The organism is Caballeronia sp. M23-90 (genome assembly GCF_053574605.1).
In genome coordinates, this window is record NZ_JBSIPA010000429.1 from 1 (window position 1) to 5,346 (window position 5,346).

Below are 5,346 nucleotides of genomic sequence, written 5' to 3' on the forward strand. Positions count from 1 at the left end.
TGCCACTGTAACTGAAACATTCACGAAAAATAGCGCGATCGGGCGACAACGTTCACCAACTCGGCGAACGACGGGAAAACCCGCAAAACGGTAAAATACGGTCCCATGAATACTGAACGCTGGACGCCGCGCGTTACCGTCGCGGCCATTGTGGAGCGGGACGGGCGTTTTCTCGTGATCGAGGAGCACACGTCCGACGGACTCAAGATTAATCAGCCGGCCGGCCATCTGGAAGCGGGAGAAACGCTTGTCGATGCCGTGAAGCGGGAAACACTGGAGGAAACGGCGCATCGGTTCGAACCGCAGGCGCTCGTCGGCACGTATCTGACGCATTTCGAGCGGCCGGGGAAATCGGCGACTTATTTGCGCTTCACGTTTTGCGGCACCACGTCGGGACCGGTGCCGGACGCGAAACTGGACGATGGCATCGTGCGCGCCATGTGGCTCACCGCCGACGAACTCCGTGCATGCGCCGACCGGCACAGGTCGCCGGCCGTGCTGGAATGCCTCGATCATTACCTCGCCGGGCGGCGCGTACCGCTCGACTTCATTCACACGCACTCGGTCGCGCCGGTGCGGGACTAGGTTTTCGAAGCAACAATCCAAGCCACAATCGAAGCAAAATCGAAGCATCAGGCAGAGAGCACAATGAGCAAGGCCGGAAAACAGAAAGTCGTGGTGGGCATGTCGGGCGGCGTGGATTCGTCGGTGACCGCGTGGCTGCTGAAAGAGCAGGGCTACGACGTGATCGGCCTGTTCATGAAGAACTGGGAAGATGACGACGACAGCGAATACTGCTCGACCCGGCAGGACTGGATCGATGTGGTGTCGGTGGCGGATCTGATCGGCATCGACGTGGAAGCGGTCAACTTCGCGGCTGAATACAAGGATCGTGTGTTCGCCGAATTCCTGCGGGAATATTCGGCCGGCCGCACGCCCAATCCTGACGTTCTCTGCAACGCCGAGATCAAGTTCAAGGCCTTCCTCGATCACGCCATGTCGCTTGGCGGCGAAACCATCGCGACCGGCCATTACGCTCGCGTGCGCGAACGCGATGGCCGGTTCGAACTGCTCAAGGCCACGGATCACACGAAGGATCAGTCGTACTTCTTGCATCGGCTGAATCAGGCGCAGTTGTCGAAGACGCTGTTTCCGCTCGGTGAAATGCCAAAGACGAAGGTGCGCGAGATCGCCGCGCAGATTGGCTTGCCGAACGCGGCGAAGAAGGATTCCACGGGGATCTGCTTTATCGGCGAAAGGCCGTTTCGCGAATTTTTGAACCGCTATCTGCCAACACAACCCGGCCCGATGAAAACGCCCGATGGCAAGGTGATCGGCGAGCATGTCGGGCTGGCGTTCTATACCTTCGGCCAACGCAAGGGCATCGGGCTCGGCGGCAGCAAGGACGGCAGCGGCGATCCATGGTTTGTTGCGGGCAAGGACATGGCGTCGAACACGCTGTACGTGGTGCAGGGGCATGATCATCCGTGGCTGTTGTCGCATTCGCTCGTAGCCGGTAATACGAGCTGGGTGGCGGGCGCGGCACCGGCTGAAGGCCTGGTATGCGCGGCGAAGACGCGGTATCGGCAGGCGGATTCGGCTTGCGTGGTGGGTGCGCCGGGCGAGGACGGCCGCTTCGAGCTAAGTTTCAGCGACGCGCAATGGGCCGTCACGCCGGGACAATCGGCAGTGCTTTATCAAGGCGATGTTTGCCTGGGTGGCGGGATCATCGAACACGCCGCGACGGCGCAGCCGGCGCGGCGGGAAGCACAGGCGGCATTGTTGACGCCGCGGTGATGTGCGGTGATGTGGTTGTATGCGAAGGAGCGGGCTGCGGCCCGCTTCATGATGTTTGCGGAGAGCTTGATAAAAACGCCCTGTTAAAAACGCCCGATGAAATTCATTAAATTCCCTTGACTACCTATCTTCTAGTAGATAAATTACGACTCATCGAAGGCATGAGATTCCGAAATGAACACCGAGAAAACCCCGGACAAAAACACCGTGCGCGAGCAATTGCTCGATCACGCGCAAATCCTGTTGATGACGCGCGGGTACAACGGGTTTAGTTATCGCGATCTGTCGACGCTGGTCGGGGTGAAGACATCGAGCATCCACTATTACTTCCCTTCGAAGGAAGATCTCGTGCTCGAAGCAGTGAATACCTATAGCGCGGATGTCATGTCGTCGATTTACGCCATCGACAGTTCGGCTTCCGCCGAGAAAAAGCTTGATCGCTACGCGAAGCTGTTCGGCAAGATCGTGGGCGAAGGCGATCAGGTTTGCTTGTGCGGAATGCTGGCTGCGGATATCCAGTCTTTACCCGAGGACGTGCGTCATGCGGTTCAGGCCTTCTTTAAAGCAAATGAATCGTGGCTGGCGAAAGTGCTGGCCGAAGGCGAGAAGCAAGAAACCCTGCGTGTAAATGGCAAGCCCGAGGTGACTGCCCGGGCGCTATTCGCGGCGTATCAGGGTAGTCTGCTGGCTTGCCGATTGTTTCATTCAAAAGTGCGTCTGGAAGAAGTCACGCAAACCGTAAAACGATGAAGGCGTAGCGTGGCTTCTGAAGTCATTGGGTCGTAATACAAGGTAATTGTTCGGAATATTGTTAATAATGAATAAACCTTTATCAAAACCGATCTATCTTTGAGTAGGTAGATTTTGATTTCCGATTCCTTTGACGGGAATGTGATTTTTTGCTTTTTGTCTTACTTTTTTACCGCGTTCAAAACGCGCGTCGAGCCGACTAATCATCCCTGCACGGATTTGATGAGTGATTTCGCGCGTCACGGTTTTAACGGGTCTGTAGATAGCAGGTACGCAGTTATCCATTGTTGGTGCCAAGGTTTCCCGGCCGCCGTGAGGCAAGTCGCAGTCGTATCAAAGCCGTATCAAAGCCGTACCGCATCACCTATCTACAAGTAGATGCATTTGAATTTCCAAACGTTCCTCAAGCAAGCATTTATCAACGCCCCTCACTAACAGGAGTCAACATGTTCAAGCTCAAGTCTCTCGCCATCGCTTCTGCCGTTGCTGCAACGCTGACCGCAAGCGCCATCGCGCAGGCCGCGCCCGTGCTCGAACCGGCGACGCAGCAGTTCATCGATGCACTCACCGCACAGAAAGGCCCGCCGATCTACACCTTGTCTCCCGCCGATGCCCGCAACGTTCTCGCCGGCGCCCAGTCGCAGCAGGTCGAAAAGCAGGCCGCGCGAATCGAAGACCGCGTGATCGATGCCGGCCCGACCGGCAAGGTTGCGCTGCGCATCGTACGCCCGGCGCAGGCAAAGGGCGTGCTGCCCGTGATCATGTACTTTCACGGCGGCGGTTGGGTTCTCGGCGATAAAAACACGCACGACCGCCTGATCCGCGAAATCGCGAACGGCGCGCAGGCGACCGTGGTTTTCGTCGATTACGATCGCTCGCCCGAGACCCAATTCCCGGTGCCGGTCGAGCAGGCTTACGCTGCGACGCGCTACGTGGCTGAGCATGCAAAGCAGTTCAACGTCGATGCAACCCGCATGGCCGTGGTCGGCGACAGCGTCGGCGGCAACATGGCGGCCGCGGTCACGCTGATGGCGAAGGAGCAGGGTGGCCCGGCGCTGCGCTACCAGGTGCTGTTCTACCCCGTCACCGATGCAAACTTCGACGACGGCTCGTACAACGAATTCGCCGACGGCCCGTGGCTCACCAAAAACGCGATGAAGTGGTTCTGGGACGCATACGCGCCGAATGCAGCCGACCGGGAGAAGATCACAGCGTCGCCGTTGCGTGCATCGCTGGATCAGTTGAAGGACTTGCCGCCGGCACTCGTCATCACCGACGAAAACGATGTCCTGCGCGACGAAGGCGAGGCCTACGCCCGCAAGCTCTCGCAAGCAGGTGTGCGTGTAACGGCGGTGCGCTACGAAGGCACGATCCACGACTTCGTGATGCTGAACGCGCTGGCGAAGACGCCGGCCACGCGGGCGGCGATCGAGCAGGCGAACACGGTGCTGAAGAAGGCGCTGGCGAAGTAACCAAGCCAGGCCGACGAAAAAAAAGCCCCGAAAGGGGCTTTTTTGCAGGACCGGAGAGAAACCTCAACCCGGCAATGTATCGATAAAAGACTGGCGCAGCGACAAACGCTGCACATGCTTGTCGAGATTGGGGTAATCCTCGCGCCAGTTCAACTCGGGCATGCGGTAGTCGAGATAGCCGAGCGCACAGCCACAGGCGATATCGGCGAGCGTGAAGTGATTGGCCGAGCACCAGTTTTTCGCGGCAAGTCCTTTGGACATCGCTTTCAGGCCGTCATCGATCTTGCGCTGCTGGCGCTCGATCCACGCGTCGTTGCGTTGCGCTTCCTCACGCTGCGTGCCTTCCAGGCGGATCAGCACGGCTGCGTCGAGCATGCCGTCGGCGAGCGCTTCCCAGCACCGGACTTCGGTGCGCTCACGACGTTCCTGCGGCAAGAGCTTGCCGACCGGCGTGAGCGTATCGACGTATTCGCAGATCACGCGCGAATCGAAAACCGCTTCGCCATCGTCCAGGATCAGGCAGGGCACCTTGCCGAGCGGATTGTAACTGTGGATTTTCGAATCAGATGCCCAGACGTTTTCGAGCACCAGTTCGCAGTCGATCTTCTTTTCTGCCATCACAATCCGCGTCTTGCGAACGTACGGGCTGCTGAGCGAACCGATCAGTTTCATCATCTGTATTTTGGATTCTGCAATGAGTAGTCACGGAGAGCGATCTTAACCGCCCCGGCGCGTACCGACTTAATTTCGAGATTGCGGCGTTGTGGTCGGGCGACAAAAAACCCGGCGCACCTTCCGGTGCAACCGGGTTGCGGCGGACTCTGGTCGGAGTCCTTTCAGATTCACTGCGCCGGCGCGGCGTTCATCGGACAAGGCAACAGACGCGGCGGCGCAGGCATTGCGGGCTTCGCGCTTTTCGCTGAAACCGATGTCATCGACGGTGCGGGTGCCGAACTCACCGTCTTGACGCCGGCGGAAATCGCGCCGGCGAGCGCATCCACGGCTTGCCGATGCCCCGCCACCAGCGCGTCATAACCATCGCCAACTGGCTGTTCGGACACGGTCCGGCACGTCAGGACAGCCTGGTTGCTGACGCCGCGCACGCTCCACACGGCATCGATCAACGCTCGTTTTCCCGGCGACGATTCGAAGCGCTGCACGTTCACCTTCACGCGATACACCGCCGCGCCGTCGGGATGCGGCGTGCCGTAGACATCGATGGCGCCAAGCTGCTGCGACAGATCCGCCGATAACGCGCGCCGCACTTCGTCGGCGGGAAGCGATGCCCAGCGCTGATCCTCGAGCACCCGCAAGATCGGGAAGGGCG

General features: G+C 59.1%; 6 protein-coding genes. 4 read left to right on the plus strand and 2 right to left on the minus strand.

What is annotated here, in order from left to right:
- The first annotated feature begins 105 nt into the window (after positions 1-105).
- The 4 genes from ACRXB1_RS29050 to ACRXB1_RS29065 all read left to right on the plus strand — a co-directional run bounded on the left by ACRXB1_RS29050 (position 106) and on the right by ACRXB1_RS29065 (position 4,019).
- Positions 106-585 (plus strand): NUDIX hydrolase, encoded by a 480-nt coding sequence (locus tag ACRXB1_RS29050; RefSeq protein ID WP_062169135.1) that lies wholly within the window; start codon positions 106-108, stop codon positions 583-585.
- A gap of 63 nt (positions 586-648) precedes the next feature.
- Positions 649-1,797 (plus strand): tRNA 2-thiouridine(34) synthase MnmA, encoded by a 1,149-nt coding sequence (mnmA, locus tag ACRXB1_RS29055; RefSeq protein WP_449493990.1) that lies wholly within the window; start codon positions 649-651, stop codon positions 1,795-1,797.
- A 174-nt stretch (positions 1,798-1,971) separates the two neighbouring features.
- Complete coding sequence (locus ACRXB1_RS29060) at positions 1,972-2,547, plus strand: TetR/AcrR family transcriptional regulator (RefSeq protein WP_062169137.1); 576 nt, start codon at positions 1,972-1,974, stop codon at positions 2,545-2,547.
- A 446-nt stretch (positions 2,548-2,993) separates the two neighbouring features.
- A complete protein-coding gene (locus ACRXB1_RS29065; protein ID WP_075360607.1) occupies positions 2,994-4,019 on the plus strand; it encodes an alpha/beta hydrolase in 1,026 nt (341 codons plus the stop codon).
- A 63-nt stretch (positions 4,020-4,082) separates the two neighbouring features.
- Here ACRXB1_RS29065 and ACRXB1_RS29070 read toward each other — a convergent pair whose 3' ends face one another.
- A complete protein-coding gene (locus ACRXB1_RS29070; protein WP_449493991.1) occupies positions 4,083-4,694 on the minus strand; it encodes a glutathione S-transferase C-terminal domain-containing protein in 612 nt (203 codons plus the stop codon).
- 167 nt (positions 4,695-4,861) lie between these two features.
- The coding region (locus ACRXB1_RS29075; protein WP_449493992.1) for a PqiC family protein at positions 4,862-5,346 on the minus strand (485 nt) is incomplete at its 5' end.